This is a genomic window from Gordonia sp. YC-XJ4 (genome assembly GCF_059511865.1).
Genome location: NZ_CM183447.1, coordinates 5,655,388 through 5,674,815, shown reverse-complemented (window position 1 = coordinate 5,674,815; position 19,428 = coordinate 5,655,388). Strand labels below are relative to the sequence as shown.

Below are 19,428 nucleotides of genomic sequence, written 5' to 3'. Positions count from 1 at the left end.
CCGGAAGAGGAGTGATCATGGCCAACCGTGAGATCGCAGACGGGCCGAACCCCGACGCTGCGCAAACCTATCGGCCCTCGCGGCTGCGGCGCGTCGTCGCGGCGTCGATGGCCGGCACCGTCGTCGAGTGGTATGAGTTCTTTCTCTACGGCACCGCCGCGACCCTGGTCTTCAGCAAGGTGTTCTTCCCCGCGGGCGGCAACGAACTCGACGCCATCATCGCCGCGTTCGTGACCTACGCCGTCGGCTTCGCCGCCCGCCCGCTCGGCGGGGTGGTCTTCGGTCACTACGGCGACAAGTTCGGCCGCAAGAAATTACTGCAACTGAGCCTGGTGCTCGTCGGCGTCTCGACATTCCTGATGGGCTGCCTGCCGACCTTCGGCGCCATCGGCTACCTCGCGCCGGTGCTGCTGGTGGTGCTGCGGTTCGTCCAGGGATTCGCCGTCGGCGGTGAGTGGGGTGGCGCGGTGCTGCTGGTGGCCGAGCACAGCCCCGACCGCAGCCGCGGCTTCTGGGCGTCGTGGCCGCAGGCCGGTGTCCCCGTCGGGAACCTGTTGGCCACGATGGTGCTGCTGATCATGACCTCGACGTTGAGCGACGCGGCCTTCCTCGGCTGGGGGTGGCGGGTGGCGTTCTGGCTGTCGGCGGTCATCGTGTTCGTCGGCTACTACGTGCGCACCAAGGTCACCGACGCCCCCATTTTCGTTCGCGCACAAGAGGAGATCGAGGATGCCAAGGCCACCTCGTTCAGCGTGCTCGAGGTGATCCGGCTCTACCCGCGCGGGGTGCTGACCGCGATGGGCCTGCGCTTCGCCGAGAACATCATGTACTACCTCGTCGTGACGTTCTCGATCACCTATCTGAAGGTCGTCGTGCACGCCGACACCGAGCTCATCCTGTGGTGGATGCTGGTCGCCAACGCCGTGCACTTCGCCGTGATCCCCTTGGTGGGGCGGCTCTCCGACCGCGTCGGCCGCCGACCCGTCTACGCCCTCGGCGCGTTCGCCACCGCATTCTGGGGATTCTTCGCCTTCCCGATGATGGACACCGGTCATCACCTGGTGATCATGTCGGCGATCATCATCGGCTTGGTGTTCCATGCCTTCATGTACGCCGGTCAGCCGGCGATCATGGCCGAGATGTTCCCCACCCGGATGCGGTATTCCGGTGTGTCCCTGGGCTATCAGGTCACCTCGATCGTCGCCGGATCGCTGGCGCCGATCATCGCCGCCGAACTGCTGAGCAGCTTCCACTCCTCCGTGCCCATCGCGATCTATCTGGCCGGGGCCTCGGTGGTCACCTTGATCGCGGTCGCCTTCGCCCGCGAAACCCGTGGTGCGTCACTGGAATCCATCGACGCCGCCGACGCCCGGGACAATCTCGGTGTGCGGCAGGTGCGGACGGAGGTCACGGCATGAGCGCCGCCGGAGTCGATCTCAGTGGCCGTCGGGCACTGATCACCGGTGCCGCCAACGGAATTGGCGCCGCCTGCGCCCGCGGTCTCGCCGCCGCAGGAGCACAGGTGACGATCGCCGACGTGGACGGGATCGCCGCCAAACAGGTCGCCGCCGACCTCGACGGCGAGGTCTGGACGGTCGATCTGACCGACACCACCGAACTCGACGATCTCACCCTCGACGTCGACATCCTCGTCAACAACGCCGGTATCCAATCGGTCGCGCCGATCGAGGAGATGGCGCCGGACACCTTCCGCCGGATGCACCGCCTGATGGCGGAGGCGCCGTTCCTGCTGATGCGCGCGGCGTTACCGGCCATGTACCGCAACGGGTTCGGGCGGATCGTCAACATCTCGTCGGTCCACGGGCTGCGGGCGTCGGCATACAAATCGGCCTACGTCTCGGCCAAGCATGCGCTCGAAGGACTGTCGAAGGTCGCCGCACTCGAAGGCGCCGCGCACGGTGTCACCAGCAACTGCGTCAATCCCGGCTACGTGCACACCGATCTCGTCGACCGGCAGATCGCCGATCAGGCACGCGTACACCACATGTCGGAGACCGAGGTGGTCGAGAACGTGCTGCTCGCCGAAAGTGCCATCAAGTCGATGACGACCCCGGACATGGTGGCCTCCCTGGTGGTCTGGCTGGCCTCGGAGAACGCGGCGATGGTCACCGGTGCGTCCTACCCGATGGACGGCGGGTGGAGCGCGAGCTGAGACGGTCAGCCCCGCATACGATCCCGCACCACAAACGACTGCGCGGTGTGCCGTTGGGGGCACACCGCGCAGTCGCTGGTGAATGACGTGCCGTTACGTCTCGGCGGTGCTCACCGCACCGTCGGGCGGTCGACGCCGAGGCCGATGTCGACGGTGGTGCGCTCGCCGGTCACGACGCGTGCCTGCACCGCTGTCGGCTCATACATGTTGGCGACCAACGTGAATTGGGCGTCGGTGAGGCCCTCGATCCGGTAGCGGCCGTCCGCGTCGGTGGTCACCGACGCGACGATCGTCTGATCCGGCCCGATCGCCGACACGGTCGCCCCGACCAACGGGGTGCCGTCGACGGTCCGGACCGTGCCCTGGACGCCGCCGGTGGCCGACAACACGATCTCGGCCTCAGCGGCAGAACCGTTCTCAACCGTGATCAGCTGGCTCGACGGCGCATAGCCCGGTGCCGAGGCCGTCACCGCGAGGGTGTCGCCGGCCGACAGACCGGTGACGGTGAACCGACCGTCCGAATCGGCCTGAGCGTTGGCGATGACCGCACCCGACTGGTCGGTGACAACCAGATTCGCGGGCAACGGACGATGCGCGTCCCGGACCCAACCGCGCAGCGACGCACCGCCACCGAGGGCGAAGTCACGCCGGAAGACCAGATCCCCGACCACCGAGACCGCCAGCGCCCGCGGCGAGAGCCCGGGAGCCGTCGCGATCACCGTGTAGGTGCCGTCGACCAGATCGGTCACCGCATACGACCCGTCGGGGTGAACCGCGGTCGCGCCGACCTGATGGCCGCGCAGATCGGTGACGGTGATCGCCGCATCGGTGACCGGCGACCCGTCGCCCGAGGTGATCAACCCTGCGATTCGCGGCCGCACCGGTTGCGCCCCGGCCTCGCCGGTCGAGGTCAACAGATGCCGCGGCGCAGCCATCGGGCGAGTCGACTCCTCCTCGGTGACCAACTCGGACGGCGTGCCGAAGCCGACATCACCGGCCACCGCGGCCAACTCCGCACCCACGGTCTCCGGAGTCGCAGGCTTCTTCTTCGAGCCGGTGAACAGTGAGGCGATGGCGCCGAGGACGCAGCAGATGAGTGCGAAGGTGAATGCTGCGGTGAGGCCGTCGGAGAAGGGGTCGCTGATCAGGTGGGGGAAGAAGTTGAGGCCGGTGAGGTGATCGACGCTGGACTGTGGGAGTCCTTGCAGTGCTTGGCCGGCGACCTCGCGGATCGGGTTGTAGCCGAGGAATGCGGCGAACAGGATGCCGACGGTCGGGATGTGGGCGATGCCGTCGGCGGCGGGTGCGGGCATGCCGTTGGCGGTCAGTCCGGAGTACATGGCGTCGGGTAGGTGGGTGGAGAGTCCGGCGATCATCAGCGAGAAGAACAGGCCGATGGACAGGACCATGGCGGCGTTCTGGAAGGTGGTCATCATGCCTGCACCGGAACCACGGGAGGTGATGGGTAGGGAGTTCATGACCTCGGCGCGGTTGGGGGAGGCGAACAGGCCCATGCCGATGCCGTTGATGAGGAGCACGAGGGCGAACACCCAGTAGGTGAAGTTGACGGGCATCGCGATGAGCGCGCCGAAGGTGCCTGCGGTGATCAGCATGCCCATGGTGGTGAACCATTTGGTGCCGAGTTTGTCCGAGAGTGCTCCGGAGACCGGTGCGCTGATGAGGAAGCCGATGGTCATCGGGATCATGTAGATACCGGCCCACAGCGGGGTACGGGAGTAGTCGTAGCCGTGCTGCGGCAACCAGATGCCCTGCAGCCAGATGATGAGGATGAACTGCAGACCGCCGCGGCCGATGGAGCCGGCGAGGTTGGCGAGGTTACCGAAGGTGAATGAGCGGTTCTTGAACAGGCTGAGTTCGAATAGGGGGCTGTCGACCTTGGTTTCGATGAACACGAACGCGGCCAACACGATGACGCCGCCGATCAGCCCGGTCAGCACCCAGGGGTTGGTCCAGCCCATGGCGTGGGTTCCGTAGGGCTGGATGCCGTAGGTGATGGCGATCAGGATCGCGATGAGGCCGACGGCGAAGGTGATGTTGCCCCACCAGTCCATCTTGGCGTGCTTGCGTTCACCGAGATCGTGCAGCTTCAGATACGCCCAGATGGTGCCGATGACGCCGAAGGGTACCGAGACGAGGAAGATGTAGTGCCATTGGATGGGGGCGAGGATGCCGCCGATGAGTAGGCCGAGGAAGGAGCCGGCGATGGCGGCGACTCCGTTGATGCCCATGGCCAGTCCGCGTTGGTTGGCGGGGAAGGCGTCGGTGAGGATGGCTGAGGAGTTGGCCATGAGGAAGGCGCCGCCGACGCCTTGGACGATGCGCCAGAAGATCAGCCAGATCGCTGCTTCGCTGCCGTCGAACCAGGTGATGGCGAGGAAGATCGAGGAGATGGTGAAGATGGCGAAGCCCATGTTGTACATGCGGGCTCGGCCGAACATGTCGCCGAGGCGGCCGAAGCTGACGACGAGGACGGCGGTGACGACGAGGAAGCCCATCATCATCCACAGCAGGTAGCTGGTGTTGCTGCTGTCGAGGGGGTTGACGTTGATGCCCTTGAAGATGTCGGGCAGTGCGATGAGCACGATCGAGGAGTTGATGGTGGCGATGAGCATGCCCAACGTGGTGTTGGACAACGCAATCCACTTGTAGTGAGGACCGAGCTCCTCCAGCGAGCGCTGCCGGGACCGGCGTGGCGGTCCGGCAGCGGCGCCGGTCTCGGCGACTGCGGTATTCGACATGTCCTGCCTTTCAGATCAATATGTCAATTCTGTGCGGTCGGCGCTGACCGTGTCCGCGAACAACTGGGGTGACGGAGTCATCCGTCGGTCCGGACCGCCTCGACCTCGAGGGAAATCCGTGCGGTGCCACCGATCTGGGCCACACCGCTGATGAGCGTGTCGTCGAAGCTGATGCCGAAGTCGTTGCGGTGCAACGTCCCCGTCGCGCCGAAGGCCGCGCGACGGCCACCCCAGGGATCGTCGACCTCGCCCTGATAGCTCAGTTCCAGCTCGACCGGAACCGCATGCCCGCGCAGCGTCAGCGTGCCGGCCAGGGTCCAGGTGTCGTCACCACGCGGCCGGACGCCGGAGGCGGCGAAGGTGGCGACCGGGAAGCTCTCGACGTCGAAGAACGCATCCGAGCGCAGATGCTCGTCACGCGTCCGGTTGTCGGTGTCGATGCTGGCGGTCTTGATCTCGGCGAACACCGAGGACTGCTCGACCGATTCGGGGACCTCGATGTGCCCGGTGAAATCGGTGAAACGTCCACGGATGGTGGAGATCCCGAAGTGGCGCACGCTGATCTCGAGCAACGAGTGTCCCGGGTCGATCTCCCAGTGGCCGGTACTCGGGGTGGGTGCGTCGCCTGCGCGTACCGCGGTGATCTCGCCGAGACTGACGGTCCCGGCGCCGGCCACCACGGCCACCCGCGCGGTCGGCTGGTAGCCCTCGGCGGCGATGACCACGGTGTAGGTCCCGGTGCCGAGGTCATCGGCGACCGCGGTGCCGTTGTCGTCGGAGCGGGCGACGGCCTGCTGCGCGCCGGCGTCGGACATGATCGTCATGATGGCGTCGCGAACCGGCCGTCCGGCGGTACTGACGACGCGTGCGGTGATGGTGGCGTTCATGCCTGCCCCCTTGCGCCCAAGACGAATTCGTGGTTGGCGACGCGACCCGCCGCGACGTCGATGGTGGCAGCCACGGGTGCGTAGCCGTTGGCGACGACGGTGTAGTCACCCGGGGTGAGGTTGGCGAACAGGTAGCGGCCCACCTCGTCGGTGAGGGTGCTCGCGGCCATCTCCCCGGCGTCGTTGAGCAGTGCCACCTGGCTGTGCCCCACGGGGGTCCCGGCGCCGGTGGTGCCGTCGGTGATCACGCCGGTGAGTTCGGCTGCGGTGCGCAGCACGGTGGTGATCTCGCCGTCGGCGAGGTGGACTGTCTCGGCGACCGGATCGCAGCCTGCAGCGGTGACGATGACGGTGAGGGTGTCGTCGCCGAGCCCGCCGATCTGCCAGTGGCCGGCACCGTCGGTGACCGTGGTCGCCACGACCTGACCGGTGCGGTCGGCGATGGCGATGGTCGCGCGGGCGACCGGCTCGCCGGTGGCCGAGGTGGTCACGATGCCCGCGAGGGTCCCCATCGACGCGAGGATGATCTCGGTGTCGACCGGGGCGGTCCCCACGGTGACGGTGACCGCGGCCGGCTCGTGGCCGGCCGCAGAGACGGCGAGCACGTAGTGGCCGGCGCCGGCGACCCGCACACCGAAGGTGCCGTCGGCACCGGCGATGGTACGGGCGGCCTGGCTGCCGCCGGGATCGATGACGGTGACGGTGGCATCGGCGATCGGGCCACCGTCCGGGCGGTGGACCACGCCCTGGATCAGGCCGACAACCGAGTCGCCGCGACCCGAATTGTTGAGGCCTGAACCTCCGTGACCGTTGATGGCGGGTTCCATCAGGCTCCTTCCTCTGCAGTGTGTGGGGCTGTGGACGGGTGGTCGAGCTCGCAGACGGTGTCGGCGAGCAGTCGCATCGAGCGGGTGACCGCGAGGCGGTCGGCGGGTTCGAGGCGGTCGAGTGCCTCCTCGAACAGGTCCGACTTCCGCGAGGTGGCACCGCGCATGTACTGGTAGCCGGTGGCTGTGGGGGTCAGTAGGCTGACGCGGCCGTCGTGCGGATCGGTGGTGCGGGTGACCATGCCGGATTGCTCGAGGCACGCGACGACCCGTGACATGGTCGGGCCGGCCACCGACTCCCGCGTGGCGAGTTCGGTGGCGCGGATCGGGGCGTTTTGCGCGATCGTCCACAACGCCGACAGCTGACCCGGCGACAACGGTCCGGCGTCGGACCGGGCGCGGATGGCCCGTCCGATCCGGATGAGGTCGCGATGGATCGCGGCCGCGTCGCTGAGGGTCGCGACGGACGCTGCGCCGGACATCTCGTCCATGACTCACCACCGAACGGATTGATAGTTGACCTTGGGTAACTAATTACTTAGTTACTCTAAGCGAAGTACCCGTCAGATCGCTCGTCGGATCGGTGTGAAGTGGGTTACAAGTTCGCCGAAAGATTCTGCAGATCAGGAAGATTCGGACATTACGTACATCGGTGATGTCGGGTCTGCCCGATGGGGCCGATCTTCACTGACGTCCGAACGTGGTTCAGTGGGCGACGGCGTAAGTCCGGAGCCGTGCGGCGCCCGGCCCGGTGAGAGCCCCGTCGGCGACCGGTCGTCCCGACACCGCGAGCAGGAGATCGATCGCCCGACCGCGCACCGTGGGGCCCTCGCCGTAGAGCATCTCGGCGTCGGTGACCACGAGGTGCATCCCGTCCACCCGCTCGCGCCCGCCTCCCCAGGCGACCCGGGTGCGCGTCTGATGGACCAGCGCGGTCATGACGTGCTCGACGGGGAGGTCGGCGTCGATACCGAGAGGTCGGCGGATGTCCTCACCATGGATGAACACCTCGACGAGCCGCGTCGCCGGTGCCGCCGGCGGGGTGCGGCGCAGCTGCGCCGACCGTGCTAGACGGGCAAGGGTCTCACGTGGGTCCGGAGCCTTCGCCGAGACGATCCCGCGGTCGTTGTCGGCGTCGAAATCGAAGCGCGAGCGCATCATCCGCCACACGAAGGCGGTCCGTGTGGTGCGGGCGCCGTCGACCAGATGGGCCAGCACGTCGTGGACATCCCAACCCGGGCACAGCGACGGTGTGGCCCAGGCATCCTCGTCGACGTTCTCGAGTGCATCGACGAGCCGTCGGCGTTCGGCGTGCACGACCGGCCATACCTCGCGCCGAGAACCCATCGGTCACCCTCCACTGCTGTTGATCTGCCGGCCGTCTGATTTCCTGCTCCGAGGATGCTGACTCGCCGGGCGCCCAGAAGTCATCGCGGGGAAGCAGCCGACCGAATGACCGGCGGGCCGCTCCGATCGGTGATCACGGGATCTCCTGGACTAGCGTGTTCGCCATGATCGGGATCGACGACTGGCGCCACGGGGCTCGCGCGGGTGGGCCCGTCTCGGGTCCCTGGTGGTCACGCACGTGGTTCCTGAATACGTTGTCGGCGCTGACCTTTCTCGCGCTGATCGCCTTTCACGTGTGGTGGTGGCAGGGTCACGGACGGCCCCTGTTGTGGGTTCTCCTGCTGGGCACCCCGATTCTGGCCTTCGTGCCGTCCGGGGTGATCATCAAGTGTGCGCGCCGGCGGTGGGTTCGGGAGTGGGCGTCCGCCAATGGTTTTCACCATCTTCCCGAGTCCGGGTGGCCGTTACCGCCGTGGGACTTCACACCGTTCTCCGTCGGGCGGGCCCGACGCAAGCGGGTGCGCGACGCGATGACCGGTCGCATCGGCGAGTATCCGGCGACGTACTTTCACTACACCTGGCTCAACAACAACCGGGTGAATCTGACGACGCACTACCGCAACGTGTTCACCCTCGGGTTGCCTGCGGCGCTGCCGCGACTGACGATGGGCGTCACCATCGACACCACCACCGGAGAACGCGTGCTGTTCGAATCGGCGGACTTCAACGAGAGATTCAGCGTCTACTCGACGAATCCGGCCTTCGCGCACGCGGTGTTCACGCCACGCACCATCGAGCGCCTCACCGAACTGGGCCGCACGAGCGGCGCGGTGATCATGACGAAGTTCGAGATCGTCGGCGACAGCCTGGTCGCCGTCACGACCCTCGGGAATCGGCCACACCAGATCTCGGAGGTGTTCGCCGCGATGGCGCTGATCGCCGACGGGATCCCGAGATTCATCTGGACCGACTTCGGGGTGTCAGCCAGTCCGGGCGAGCGGAGCGTGTCATGAGTACCTGGATCGTGGTGATCGTCGTCGTGGTCGTCCTCGCAGGTGTCGGGCTGTGGTACCTGTCGGCGTTCAACGCTTTCGTTCGACTGCGCAACCTGGTGGCCGAGTCGTGGAAGCAGGTTGACGTCGAGTTGCAGCGCCGCCATGACCTCGTACCCAATCTCGTTGCGGCCGTGCGTCAGGCGGCATCATTCGAACAGGGAGTGCTCGAGTCGGTCACGCGTGCCCGCGCCGACGCACAACGGTTGACGGCGCGCGACGACGCCGACGTCGTCGCTGTCGCCGCAGCCGAGGAGTCGTTGAGCACCTCGCTGACCCGGATGGAGGCGCTGGCCGAGCAGTACCCGCAGGTGCAGGCGGTGCGTGGATACGACGCGCTGCGGCGTGAACTCGCCGACACCGAGGACCGGATCGCCGCCGCACGTCGGCTCTACAACGCCAACGTGCGCGCACTGAACACCCGGATCGAATCGATGCCGTCGGGGTGGGTGGCCGCGGCCCATCATGTGGGCCGCGCAGAGTATTTCGAGCCGACGTCGCCCGCGGTTCGTGACGTGCCCGACGTCGGCGACCTGCTGCGCCGGGACCGTCCCGAGGCCTGAGCGGCGGCGTCGCCGGCACGTACTCGTGCGGTTCACATGCAGGTCGGCGGCCGATGGCGCGGTGTTCACACGCGCACGGCTCACTGGGCTCATGCGTATCGTGCAACTCGCGAACTTCTATGGAGAGCGATCCGGTGGACTACGGACTGCCGTCGATCGGTGGGGTGCGGGTTACGTCGGCGCCGGACACCAGGTGGTGCTGATCGTGCCCGGCGCACGATATGCCGAAGAGGTGCTGCCATCCGGCGTCGCGAAGGTGTCGGTACCCGCACCGCGGGTGCCGTTCGCCGGCGGCTACCGGCTGGCCCCACCACGACGTGTGGCCGACATCCTTGCGACGCTGCGACCGGACGCCATCGAGGTGTCGGACCGACTCACGTTGCGCGGCTTCGGAAATTGGGCCCGACGCCGTGGCATCCACTCGACGATGGTGTCGCACGAGCGACTCGACCGACTCCTCGGCCTGATGCTGCCGGCCGCCGCGGCCCGAGTCCTCGCCGACCGCGCCAACCGTGCCACCGCAGACACCTACGACTCGGTGGTGTGCACCACCGCATTTGCCGCCACCGAGTTCGAGAAGATCGGTGCGCACAACCTCGTTCGCGTACCGCTCGGCGTCGACCTCGACCTGTTCGATCCGCGTCGGCTCGATCCCGAACTGCACCAGCGGTGGACCGAACCGCATGCCGCGTTGCTGGTGCACTGCGGTCGGCTGTCGGTGGAGAAGCGCGCCGACCGCAGCATCGCCGCGGTGGCCCGACTCGACCGCGCCGGGATACCCGCGCATCTCGTCGTCGCCGGGGACGGACCGATGCGAACGGCGTTGCAGCACAGCGCACGTGGTCGCGGCTTACCGGTGACCTTCCTCGGTCACGTCCCCGATCGCGGGCAGGTGGCGGCACTGTTGGCCAGCACCGACGTCTCGCTGGCGCCCGGTCCGCACGAAACCTTCTGCCTGGCCGCACTCGAATCGCTCGCGTCGGGGACGCCCGTCGTCGCCTCCCGCTCGTCCGCGGTCAACGAACTCGTCGACGACACCTGCGGTGCTGTCGCCGAGAACACCGGTGCCGCTTTCGCTTCCGCGATCGAGCGGGTGTTGACGGTGCCGCGTGCGCAGCGTGAACGGGCTGCTCGGCAGCGGGCCGCCGCGTTCGCGTGGCCCGAGTCGGTGCGGCGGATGCTCGCGGTGCATCTCGGCGCACCCGACCCCGTGCTCAGGACTCGGCCGTATCGCCCTGCATGACAGCCGGATCCATCCACGCGATCTGCCACGAGTGGCCGTCGGGGTCGTCGAAACTGCGGCCGTACATGAAGCCGTGATCCTCGGTGTCACCCGGCTTGGCGCCGGCCGCGATCGCCCGGTCGACCAAGGCGTCGACGGCGTCGCGGGACTCGGCGTCGAGGCAGATGATGCACTCCTTGGTGGTCGTGGCATCGGCGGTGGTCGCGGGATGGAAGGAGCCGAAGAAGTCGCGTGTGAGGAGCATGGCGACGAAGCTCTCGCCGAGGACCACGGTGATCGCGTTCTCGTCGGAGAACTTCTCGTTGATGGTGTAGCCGAGGTCGGTGAAGAATTTCCGCGAGCGGGCGAGATCGTCGACGGGCAGGTTCAGGAACAGCATGTTGTGCATCGGAGGTCTCCTGCGGTTGTGCGGTGTCCTGTTCCGGACAGGGTCAGACAGGTAGACCCGACGCGGTGGCCGAATTCATCGCGCCCCGGCGCCGCATGAGGGTTAGCCTGGGTTGTGGTCTACCTCTCACTCCTCGTCGCCGTTGTTGCGGTGGGCGGGTGGGTGCTGTCGTATCGACGGTCAGCGCAGGTGCGGCGCGACCCCGACCTCTTCGTCGCACTGGCGGATCTCGACGACGACGCCGCCGTGTCGGGCAGGGAGGTGCGCGCGGCCGCGGTCATCGAGGAGAAGCATCATCTCGAGGCACGCGCCGCCTGGCCGTCGGGTGTGGTGGCAGCGTTGGGCGTGGGAGCTGCCGTCCTCATCGTCCAAGACCCGTCCAACACCGTCGATGGCGGCCGATTGTGGTGGCTGACAAGCGAATTGCTGACGTTGGCGGTGTGCTCGGCGTTCTGGACGGTGTGGTGTGTCCATCGTGCCTCCCGGCTGGCGGTAGGGCAGCGGCAGCTACATCGAGGGCCTCAGGGCTGAGCGGCTGGCTCGCCTCGGCGTCGACCGTGCGCTCATCTGCGTCGATCGGGCGCTGTTTTACATCGATCGGGCGCTGTTTCGCGTCGATCGGGTAGGGGTTTCACCGCGACCGCACCGCACGTTCGGCGACGGCCAACACCAGTCGCCGTGGCGCGAATCGACTGGAGCCCGCACTGAGCTTGTTGAACGCTCCGTCGACGACGCTGGGCTTGCCGGCCTCGAGTGCCGAGAGCGCGGCGTCGACGACCTGCCGGGTGCTGCGTCGCGTGCCGACGGCCGCGTCGTCGGAGCCTGCGACGTCGAAGAACGCGGTGTCGGTGGCGCCCGGGCAGAGTGCGAGCACGCGGACGCCGTCGCGCTTGGCCTCCCACCACAGCGCCTCGCTGAGCGAGAGGACGTAGGCCTTGGTCGCCGCGTAGACGGCCATATGCGGCACCGGCTGGAAGGCGGCGGTGCTCGCGACGTTGATGATCGAGCCGGTCTTGCGGGCCGTCATGCGCTGCAGATAGATGGTGGTGAGGTCGGTCAGCGCGGCCACGTTGAGGGCGACCTCGTCGCGGATCCGGTCGGGGTCGGCGTCGGCCAGATCGCCGTGGGTGCCGAATCCGGCGTTGTTGATCAGGAAGTCGACGTCGACGCCGAGTTTGTCGACCTCGGCGACAAGCGAAGTCGCGGCGCCGGGCACGGACAGGTCCGACCCGATCACGTCGGCGCGGATCCCGTGCTTGTTGCGCAGTTCGTCGGCGAGGGCGGTGAGCTTGTCGACGCTGCGCGCCACCAGAATGACGTTGGCGCCCTTGGCCGCAAGCGTTCTGGCGAACTCTTCACCGATTCCGCCACTGGCGCCGGTGATGAGTGTGGTGATGGTGCGATACTCCATGGTGATCACGTCCTGTCGGGTTTGATGTCCCTGTCGGGTTTGATGTCGAGGCCGGAGGCGGCCAGCATCATGAGGATGTCGGTGTAGCGAGCCAGATCTCGATCCCGTCTGTCGGCGGCCCCCGCGTCGACCAAGGTCTTGATGCCGTCGAACGCGCCCACGAGTACTGCGGCGAGGGCGTCGGGATCGATGTCGGTGCGGATCTGTTCTGCGTCTTGCCCCTCGCGAATGATGTTGGCGACGAGCGCGATCCACGCGTCCACGGGTTTGACGAAGTCGGTGTCCTCGCCGGCGAGCTCACGAACCAGACGGATGACGCTCCATGCGCCCGGGTCGTTCTGGAGGTGGTTCAACATGGCCGGGATCACCTCCATGAGTTGCAGCACCGGCGTCGGCTGAGCGAGTACCCGCGTCTGCACGGCCTCGATCCACAGCTTTTCCTGATGGTCGACAACCGCTCGCGCGAGCTCGGCCTTCGACCGGAAGTAGAAGTAGAAGGCCCCCTTGGTGAGTCCAGATGCTGCGATGAGGTCGGCGAACTTGGTTGAGCTGTAACCGTTCTCGGCGAAGCGCTGGGCAGCGACCGTCAACAGGTGGGCGCGGGTGGCGGCACCTTTGGCGGTCGATGGTTCGGCTGGACTCACGAGTCGAGAATAAACCAACCGGTAGGTTTTGACAAACCGGGCGGTATGTTTTGCGCGATGTCGGGGTGGCAGTAGCGCATGAATCGCGCGTGCCGGAGCCGAGGATGTACTCGGCTTGGGAGCGTGTTGCTTCGGCGAAAGTGGTACTCGGATCGAGCTGGCTCAGGCGAAGTAGTGTGGCTGACCGAGATCCTCGAGGAGACCCGGCTCGGTCGGCTCCCAGCTCAGCAACGCGCGAGTCGCCGACGACGAGGTCGGGTTGTCCACCCCGACGAACCCGGCGAGATAACCGAACATCTGCGGAGCGTCGTCGGCTCCCACCGACTTCACCGGGAGGTCGAGCCCGCGTCCGATCGCAGCCGCGATGGCACGGAACGGCACCCCGTCGTCGGCGACCGCGTGCAGGCGCGTTCCCGCCGGGGCCGATTCCACCGCGAGCCGATAAAGGCGCGCGGCGTCGCGGGTGTGCACCGCAGGCCACCGGTTGGCACCGTCGCCGAGGTAGCCGGCCGCACCATTTTGGCGGGCGAAACCGATCAGTCCGGGGACGAAACCGTGGTGGTCGAGGTCGCTGTGCACGGTCGGTGGCAGCCGGACGATCGATGACCGAACTCCCTTGTCCGCCAAGCCGATGATCAGGTTCTCGGTGTCGATACGAGGGCCGCCGTCGAAGGCGTCCGACTCGAGCCCGGGCCGTCCGGTGATCCCCATCAACGCGAGCATCGCGGTGCCGGAGGTTCCGACCAGCGCCTTGCCCGTTCCGGTCAGTTCGTCGGCGATCGCGTTCACCGCGGCCAGGTCGGCGTCGGCGGCTCCGACCATGTCGCCAACCTGCATCAGGTCATGCCGGAACGCAAGGTGGACGACACCGTCGGCGGCCGCCGCGGCACCGCGGAGGACGTCGAGATCGCCGAGGTCACCGCGCACCACCTGAGCCCCTCGTGCGGCGACCACCTCGGCTGCTTCGTCCGAGCGCGCCAACCCGGCGACCTGGTGTCCAGCGGAAACAAGTTCTGGGATGAGTGCCGACGCGACGTGGCCGGAAGCGCCGGTGATGAATACCCGCATGGAAGACTCCTGTGGTGAGTGATGTCATGGTCTGACATCACAGACCTTACCTGTGATGTCAGAACCTGTCATCACCTATCATCGTCACATGGGACGATGGCCGGACGGTTCACGGGAGCGGCTGATGCTCGCTGCCCTGGATCTGTTCGTCGAGCGCGGGTTCGACAAAACCTCGGTGGCCGACATTGCCGAGCGCGCCGAGGTCACCGAGCGCACCTTCTACCGCCACTTCGGCGACAAACGCGAAGTGCTCTTTGACGGCGGTGCCGGGCTGCGGGACGCCGCGATGTCGGCGCTCGACTCAGTGGCACCGGATGTGGGCCCGCTCGAAGCGGTGGGCGATGCCCTCGAAGCCGCGGTGACCGCGTTCTTCACCATGGAACGCCAGCCGTTCTCACGACGCCGACAAACCGTGATCGACGCGAATCCCGAACTGCAGGAACGGGAATTGTTCAAGATGGCCACCCTCACCGCGGCTCTCACCGCCGGGCTGTGCGATCGCGGCGTCGACGAGACGACGGCCCGACTCGCCGCCGAAATGGGCATCACCGCGTTCAACTCGGCGTTCGCGCAATGGATCGACGAGGACAATGGGCGGGCGATGGATGTTCTCATTCGTGCCGCGCTCGACGACGTCCGCACCGTCGCCCGACGCCTGAGTTCGTGAACACCGGCGTTCCGCGGGTCGTTTCGCCGTCGTCGCGTTCCGCGGAACGTCAAGTCGGAGTCCATGTTCAGCGGAACCGCGGCCCCTTTCGGTGGGCCCCCGCCGTCCGCCGCGTAGATCGACACCGGCACTCGCGGCCTGATCGTCGAGACGGGCGTGGTCAATGACCGGTTCCGCCGGTACCAGAAGACGATGCCGGCCGAAGGTCGGTTGCGGTGTGTGCGTGCCCCACTGGCTCTGAGTGATTCGGTGGGGCGCTTCTCTGCGTTCTGGGGCTACGAGGCTTCAGCGTCATTCCGGGGGCGAACGATGAAGAACAGGCCGACGAGGATCAGCCACGCGGCGGCGACGATAGCGGCTTCGGTGTACGAGCCGCGCGCTACCATTCCGCCGGTTCCGAAGGCGGCGAGGATCGCACCAGCGATCATTGTGAGTTGTGGTCGTGTCACGGTTACCTCCTCATGTCCGATTTTACCTGCTGTGAATCGACGAGACAGGAACAGCACCTACGGTGTAATCCATCCGTGGGAGGGTGCCAAATACATCATTAGGGTGGTAGAAGCCAGAACCCCCATCGCTGGAATCGACCGACGGACCATGCACTTACCGCATGGACCAACGACCGATTGCCACCTGACCCGAGGGGTAGGCGGTATCGCTGTGACACCGGCTCGCAATTCGCGACATCGAGAGTGGTGGTCTCACGGCACGGGTGAGGACTGGGCTACATGCTGCCCGCTGGTTTGCTTCGAGCGGTATGAGAACGACGGGCGCGAGGTCGGGAATCGGCAACGCGCGCTCAGGGGCTCGATGCCGCATGACGCGGCCACGGCTGAACTGTCCGGGGCGAACGGAAGTCAGCGGACAGGATCTGGGGTCGAGAGCTTCGCGACGACGCTCACGGAATCCGGCCTCGTAGTGCGGTCCGCCGTCCTTGTCCCGTGTGGCGTCGAGGATCGCGGCGAGTAGTGCCGGCGCGACGGGTCCGGGTAACTGGTGGAGGTACTGGTCGGCGGCGTCCTGGCCGTCGCGCCATACCGGTGTGATCGGGTCTTCGAGCGCGTGGACGTAACCCTGATTGGTTGCAGCGCCTATCCAATGAAAAAGGTCAGAGGGCGAAAATGCCCTCTGACCTGCGGAGCCGATGACGGGAATCGAACCCGCGTATTCAGCTTGGGAAGCTGATGTTCTGCCATTGAACTACATCGGCGTGCGGACCCGAGGACCCGCGACGGCAATGCTAGCAAAGGATCTGTCGAGCGCGTCGCAGCAGGTCGCGACATGCGGCGCGTTCAGGTCAGCGTCGCGACCCCGTCGCCGGTGAGATCGGCCATGGCGATGCCACGGCCTGTCATGACCAGCATCAACGACTCGGCGGGACCCCGGACATCGGGCCCGTCGCCGAAGGTCCAGTCGAGATCCGTCGCCACCCAGCGGACCGGGGCAACACCGTCGGTGAAGCCGCGCGACGCCTTGGGGGTGACGAGGAAGTCCAGGACGGTCCGACGACGGTCGGGATCGGTGGTCGATGGCAGACCGAGTGGTCGGCGGATGTCGGCTCCATGAATCACGATGTCGCTCAAGGGTGCAAGCGGTCCGTTGCCGGGCGGGGTGAATCGCTTGTCGGCCTTGTCGCGCAGCACTGCGGCCAGGTCGTCGTAACGCTGCGCGACCTTGGTCGTCACCGCGACGTTGGCCTTGTCGAAGTCGCCGAACGCGCGGATCATCGCGAGGACGATCGTCGGCGTCGATACCACCAGCGGCATCACCAGATGCGCCACGACGTCCCGACAGGTCCAGCCCGCGCACAACGACGGTGTGGCCCACTGTTCGTCGGTCAGCCCGCTCAGTTGGTCGGCCAGACGCCGACGCTCATCGGCGATCTCGGCGAAGAGCTGCCCGTCGTCCATGGGTAGTGACGGTACGTCTTCCCAGCGTCGCAGACGTAGCAGAACGTCACTCCCTGGGCGAACCTTCTGCTACGTCTGCGCACGCTGGTCCGATAGCCTCGCAGTGTGCTGCTCTCCGACCGCGACATCCATGCCGCCATCGACAGCGGGCGCCTCGCGCTGGACCCGTTCGACGCTGCTCTCGTCCAGCCGTCGAGCATCGATGTGCGCCTCGACGGGTTGTTCCGGGTGTTCAACAACACCCGCTACACCCACATCGACCCCGCACAGCGCCAGGACGAGCTGACGACCCTGGTCGAGCCGGCTCCGGGGGAGCCGTTCGTGCTGCATCCGGGCGAGTTCGTGCTCGGGTCGACGCTGGAGGTGTGCACCCTGCCCGACGACCTCGCCGGCCGACTCGAGGGCAAGTCGTCACTGGGACGTCTCGGGCTGCTGACGCACTCGACCGCGGGGTTCATCGACCCGGGGTTCTCCGGTCACATCACCCTCGAGCTGTCGAATGTGGCGAACCTGCCGATCACGCTGTGGCCGGGGATGAAGATCGGGCAGCTCTGTCTGCTGCGGCTGACCAGTGCCGCGCTGAACCCGTACGGAAGTGCCGCGGTCGGCTCGAAATACCAGGGGCAGCGGGGACCGACGCCGTCGAAGGCGTATCTGAACTTCGTGCGCGACGCGGACTGAAGGGTCGTGGGCGGGTTCCGGCGTCGGTGAGGGTGGTCTCGAGGTTCGTCGCTATCGCTCCTCTCACCTCGACCATCGGGGGAAGGCGTCGACCATCGGGGGGAGGCCTCGACCATCGGGGGAGGTGTCGACGATCGGGAAAGGCGACGGTCGTCGGAGGGAAGACCTCGACCATCGGGGAGAGGGCGGGAGTTCACCGACGCGTCGCTGCGTCGCCACGCCATGGTGGGCTGTGCGCCCGACGCCGCGCGTACGTCTACTCCTATGAAGCTCACCGTGATCGGATGTGGTTACCTCGGCGCGACGCACGCGGCCTGCATGGCCGAACTCGGGCATGACGTCCTCGGGGTCGATGTCGACGCCGAGAAGGTCGCCCGCCTGCGCGCCGGTGAGGTGCCGTTCTTCGAGCCCGGACTCTCCGACATCTTGCGCCGCAACATCGCCGCCGGCCGCCTCGAGTTCTCGACGTCGATGCAAGCGGCCGCCGACCACGGCGACGTGCACTTCGTCGGTGTGGGCACCCCGCAACAGGCGCGCGGCTACGGCGCCGACACCTCACACGTCTTCTCGGCTGTGGAAACGCTCGCCGGGCTCGTGCGCGGCGAGCACCTGATCATCGGGAAATCGACTGTCCCGGTGGGAACCTCGGCCGAACTCGCCGAGCGGATCGCGGCGATCACCGGCGACCTCGCCGACGTCGAACTGGCATGGAGTCCGGAGTTCCTGCGCGAGGGATTCGCCGTCGAGGACACGCTGCGCCCCGATCGCATCGTCGTCGGCACCGACCCGGCGCATGATCCGTCGTCGAGCGCCGCGGTCGCGGTGATCGGCGAGGTGTACCGCGAGATCCTCGACACCGGCGTCCCGATGGTTACCACCGATTGGGCCACTGCGGAATTGGTGAAGACCTCCGCGAATGCCTTTCTGGCGACCAAGATCTCGTTCATCAATGCCGTCAGTGAATTGTGTGAGGTCGTCGGCGCCGACGTCTCGGCCCTGGCCGACGCCATCGGCTACGACAACCGGATCGGTCGACGATTCCTCAACGCCGGCTTGGGTTTCGGCGGTGGTTGCCTCCCCAAGGACATCCGCGCGTTCATGGCACGCGCCGAGGAGCTCGGCGCCGGGCGCACCTTGCGCTTCCTGCACGAGGTCGACGCGATCAACATGCGCCGGCGTGCGGCGATGGTCGATTTGATCGAGGACGCCTGCCCCGGTGATCTCATCGGTGCGAACATCGCGATCCTCGGCGCCGCATTCAAACCCGAGAGCGACGACGTCCGTGATTCGCCGGCCCTCTCGGTGGCCGGCCAGCTCGCGTTGCGGGGTGCGTCGGTGACGGTCTTCGACCCGAAGGCCTCCGACAACGCGCGCCGCATGTACCCGATGCTCCACTTCGCCGACACCGCACGCGCCGCGGCCGCCGACGCCGACGTCCTCGCACTGGCCACCGAATGGGCCGAATTCGTCCACATGAGCCCCGACGAGTTCGACGGCGTCGTCGCGCACCGCGTCATCGTCGATGGCCGCCGATGCCTCGCAGCAGCGCAGTGGCGGGCGGCCGGTTGGGAGTATCGGGCCCTCGGCGGCGAGGTTCGCCGACCATCGCCGGTGACCACATCGGCGGAGGTCGCCGGGCCCGCCGACCGGATGACTGCTCTCTCATCGGTCCGGTCACGACGCGGTCACATGCTAAGTTGACAATCGATGGGCGCAGGTGGGCGTCCGGGCGACCGGGATTCATCCCGGTTCGACCGGGGTAATCGGTCGACGAGTGCCGCGCCCCCGACGACCGCAGGAATGTCACC

General features: G+C 67.1%; 20 protein-coding genes and 1 tRNA gene. 9 read left to right on the top strand and 12 right to left on the bottom strand.

The window, feature by feature from the left end; translation table 11 throughout:
- Nucleotides 1-17: 17 nt before the first annotated feature.
- Nucleotides 18-1,418 carry an MFS transporter gene (locus tag AC5ZH6_RS25455; RefSeq protein WP_288337337.1) on the top strand — a complete coding sequence of 467 codons (1,401 nt, stop codon included), beginning with the start codon at nt 18-20 and terminating at the stop codon, nt 1,416-1,418.
- Entirely contained in the window at nt 1,415-2,173 is a 759-nt protein-coding gene (locus AC5ZH6_RS25450) for a 3-hydroxybutyrate dehydrogenase (protein ID WP_288337336.1), read from the top strand. The genes AC5ZH6_RS25455 and AC5ZH6_RS25450 overlap by 4 nt, the downstream gene beginning before the upstream one ends.
- A gap of 110 nt (nt 2,174-2,283) precedes the next feature.
- Here AC5ZH6_RS25450 and AC5ZH6_RS25445 read toward each other — a convergent pair whose 3' ends face one another.
- The 5 genes from AC5ZH6_RS25445 to AC5ZH6_RS25425 form a co-directional block, all read right to left on the bottom strand.
- Nucleotides 2,284-4,932 (bottom strand): MFS transporter, encoded by a 2,649-nt coding sequence (locus AC5ZH6_RS25445; protein ID WP_496167969.1) that lies wholly within the window; start codon nt 4,930-4,932, stop codon nt 2,284-2,286.
- Nucleotides 4,933-5,009: 77 nt separating this feature from the next.
- A complete protein-coding gene (locus AC5ZH6_RS25440) occupies nt 5,010-5,819 on the bottom strand; it encodes a YceI family protein (RefSeq protein WP_006370041.1) in 810 nt (269 codons plus the stop codon).
- On the bottom strand, nt 5,816-6,646 hold the full coding sequence (locus tag AC5ZH6_RS25435) for an MSCRAMM family protein (protein ID WP_006370040.1): 831 nt from the start codon (nt 6,644-6,646) through the stop codon (nt 5,816-5,818). The genes AC5ZH6_RS25440 and AC5ZH6_RS25435 overlap by 4 nt, the downstream gene beginning before the upstream one ends.
- Nucleotides 6,646-7,137, bottom strand: coding sequence for a MarR family winged helix-turn-helix transcriptional regulator (locus AC5ZH6_RS25430; RefSeq protein ID WP_006370039.1), 492 nt, complete (start codon nt 7,135-7,137; stop codon nt 6,646-6,648). Before AC5ZH6_RS25430 ends, AC5ZH6_RS25435 begins: the two co-directional genes overlap by 1 nt.
- Before the next feature lie 214 nt (nt 7,138-7,351).
- Nucleotides 7,352-7,993: a maleylpyruvate isomerase family mycothiol-dependent enzyme gene (locus AC5ZH6_RS25425; RefSeq protein WP_271354359.1), complete on the bottom strand. Its 642-nt coding sequence runs from the start codon at nt 7,991-7,993 to the stop codon at nt 7,352-7,354.
- Nucleotides 7,994-8,157: 164 nt separating this feature from the next.
- Between AC5ZH6_RS25425 and AC5ZH6_RS25420 the strand changes: the two genes are divergently transcribed.
- From AC5ZH6_RS25420 to AC5ZH6_RS25410, 3 genes are all read left to right on the top strand, one after another.
- A complete protein-coding gene (locus tag AC5ZH6_RS25420; RefSeq protein WP_271354358.1) occupies nt 8,158-9,006 on the top strand; it encodes a DUF3137 domain-containing protein in 849 nt (282 codons plus the stop codon).
- Entirely contained in the window at nt 9,003-9,608 is a 606-nt protein-coding gene (locus AC5ZH6_RS25415; RefSeq protein ID WP_271354357.1) for a LemA family protein, read from the top strand. Before AC5ZH6_RS25420 ends, AC5ZH6_RS25415 begins: the two co-directional genes overlap by 4 nt.
- 91 nt (nt 9,609-9,699) lie before the next feature.
- The gene (locus AC5ZH6_RS25410; RefSeq protein ID WP_271354356.1) at nt 9,700-10,851 is read left to right on the top strand and encodes a glycosyltransferase; all 1,152 of its coding nucleotides are present in this window, start codon (nt 9,700-9,702) and stop codon (nt 10,849-10,851) included.
- Here AC5ZH6_RS25410 and AC5ZH6_RS25405 read toward each other — a convergent pair.
- Complete coding sequence (locus tag AC5ZH6_RS25405; RefSeq protein ID WP_006370034.1) at nt 10,823-11,239, bottom strand: VOC family protein; 417 nt, start codon at nt 11,237-11,239, stop codon at nt 10,823-10,825. The two genes, AC5ZH6_RS25410 and AC5ZH6_RS25405, sit on opposite strands and share 29 nt — an antisense overlap.
- Before the next feature lie 114 nt (nt 11,240-11,353).
- Here AC5ZH6_RS25405 and AC5ZH6_RS25400 point away from each other — a divergent pair, with 114 nt between their 5' ends.
- The gene (locus AC5ZH6_RS25400) at nt 11,354-11,770 is read left to right on the top strand and encodes a hypothetical protein (protein WP_006370033.1); all 417 of its coding nucleotides are present in this window, start codon (nt 11,354-11,356) and stop codon (nt 11,768-11,770) included.
- 100 nt (nt 11,771-11,870) lie between these two features.
- Here the strand turns inward: AC5ZH6_RS25400 and AC5ZH6_RS25395 are convergent, their stop codons facing one another.
- The 3 genes from AC5ZH6_RS25395 to AC5ZH6_RS25385 form a co-directional block, all read right to left on the bottom strand.
- Complete coding sequence (locus tag AC5ZH6_RS25395) at nt 11,871-12,650, bottom strand: SDR family NAD(P)-dependent oxidoreductase (RefSeq protein WP_271354355.1); 780 nt, start codon at nt 12,648-12,650, stop codon at nt 11,871-11,873.
- A gap of 5 nt (nt 12,651-12,655) precedes the next feature.
- A complete protein-coding gene (locus AC5ZH6_RS25390; RefSeq protein ID WP_271354354.1) occupies nt 12,656-13,294 on the bottom strand; it encodes a TetR family transcriptional regulator in 639 nt (212 codons plus the stop codon).
- Between the two features lie 162 nt (nt 13,295-13,456).
- A complete protein-coding gene (locus tag AC5ZH6_RS25385; RefSeq protein WP_271354353.1) occupies nt 13,457-14,362 on the bottom strand; it encodes an SDR family oxidoreductase in 906 nt (301 codons plus the stop codon).
- Between the two features lie 88 nt (nt 14,363-14,450).
- Here AC5ZH6_RS25385 and AC5ZH6_RS25380 point away from each other — a divergent pair, with 88 nt between their 5' ends.
- Nucleotides 14,451-15,029: a TetR family transcriptional regulator gene (locus AC5ZH6_RS25380; protein ID WP_014361810.1), complete on the top strand. Its 579-nt coding sequence runs from the start codon at nt 14,451-14,453 to the stop codon at nt 15,027-15,029.
- Nucleotides 15,030-15,304: 275 nt separating this feature from the next.
- On the opposite strand, the gene AC5ZH6_RS25375 is transcribed toward AC5ZH6_RS25380, so the two are convergent.
- The 3 genes from AC5ZH6_RS25375 to AC5ZH6_RS25365 all read right to left on the bottom strand — a co-directional run bounded on the left by AC5ZH6_RS25375 (nt 15,305) and on the right by AC5ZH6_RS25365 (nt 16,939).
- Entirely contained in the window at nt 15,305-15,478 is a 174-nt protein-coding gene (locus tag AC5ZH6_RS25375; RefSeq protein ID WP_158512645.1) for a hypothetical protein, read from the bottom strand.
- 690 nt (nt 15,479-16,168) lie between these two features.
- Nucleotides 16,169-16,239 (bottom strand) — tRNA-Gly (locus tag AC5ZH6_RS25370).
- Between the two features lie 82 nt (nt 16,240-16,321).
- Complete coding sequence (locus AC5ZH6_RS25365; RefSeq protein ID WP_271354352.1) at nt 16,322-16,939, bottom strand: maleylpyruvate isomerase family mycothiol-dependent enzyme; 618 nt, start codon at nt 16,937-16,939, stop codon at nt 16,322-16,324.
- A 105-nt stretch (nt 16,940-17,044) separates the two neighbouring features.
- Here AC5ZH6_RS25365 and dcd point away from each other — a divergent pair, with 105 nt between their 5' ends.
- A complete protein-coding gene (gene dcd / locus AC5ZH6_RS25360; protein WP_014361808.1) occupies nt 17,045-17,620 on the top strand; it encodes a dCTP deaminase in 576 nt (191 codons plus the stop codon).
- 264 nt (nt 17,621-17,884) lie between these two features.
- The gene (locus AC5ZH6_RS25355) at nt 17,885-19,321 is read left to right on the top strand and encodes a UDP-glucose dehydrogenase family protein (RefSeq protein WP_006370003.1); all 1,437 of its coding nucleotides are present in this window, start codon (nt 17,885-17,887) and stop codon (nt 19,319-19,321) included.
- The last annotated feature ends 107 nt before the right edge of the window (nt 19,322-19,428 follow it).